The 467-nt window shown below is 29.8% G+C and carries 1 protein-coding gene; it reads left to right on the top strand.

From position 1 onward, the window contains the following. Positions 1–88: 88 nt before the first annotated feature. Positions 89–467: 3-hydroxyacyl-CoA dehydrogenase NAD-binding domain-containing protein (locus tag FUA24_RS00170; RefSeq protein ID WP_246146912.1), on the top strand; the 379-nt coding region annotated here is incomplete at its 3' end.

Raw genomic sequence — 467 nt, 5'->3', positions numbered from 1 at the left:
AAACAACTTTTATGAAGTTGCAGAGTTAATTTTAGATATGGTTTCAAACAAAAAAATTTACACTAAAAAGTAATTAGACTAAACAAGAATGAGCAAACGAATTATTAAAAAAATTGCAGTAATTGGTTCTGGTATTATGGGTAGTGGTATTGCATGCCATTTTGCCAATATTGGTGTTGAAGTGCTACTTCTAGACATTGTACCACGCGAACTAAATGATGCTGAAAAAGCTAAAGGATTAACTTTAGAGCATAAAATAGTTAGAAACAGGCTTGTAAATGATGCATTAACAAAAGCCTTAAAATCTAAACCATCACCTATTTATCATCAAAAATTTGCCAACAGAATTACTACTGGTAATTTAGAAGATGATATTGCTAAAGTAAAAGATGTAGATTGGATTATTGAAGTAGTTGTTGAACGTTTAGACATTAAGAAAAAGGTATTTGAAAATCTTGAAAAGCACC

The sequence above is a fragment of the Seonamhaeicola marinus genome (assembly GCF_008085455.1).
The sequence above is the reverse complement of the archived record's forward strand: the minus strand, read 5'-3'. Positions and strand labels throughout refer to the sequence as shown.